General features: G+C 60.1%; 1 protein-coding gene. It reads left to right on the top strand.

Annotation, left to right across the window (positions count from 1 at the left end; genetic code table 11):
• On the top strand, positions 1-258 hold a 258-nt coding region (locus MO867_RS22990; protein WP_252473475.1), incomplete at both ends, for a hypothetical protein.

Consider the following 258-nt stretch of genomic DNA (forward strand, 5'->3'; position numbering starts at 1 on the left):
ATACGCAAACCGGTTGCGGTGTGAATGCGGACCCCTTGTGGCAATCCGCCAGCGTTACCGCCGTTAATACTGATGAGCCCAAAGTCACCTATCAGGTGGACGATATTGCCAGCCTCAATACCCGCACCCATCGCTGGCGGGTGCGCTGGGTGAGTGGCGATAACGTCTCCGCGCGCCTGTATCAGATCGAAGCGGTGGACACTGCCAGCGGCCAGATTACCCAAATCGAACCCCTGCCGTTTGCGGTTGAGCCCGGCG

This window comes from Microbulbifer okhotskensis, assembly GCF_023895975.1.
Lineage (GTDB): Bacteria > Pseudomonadota > Gammaproteobacteria > Pseudomonadales > Cellvibrionaceae > Microbulbifer > Microbulbifer okhotskensis.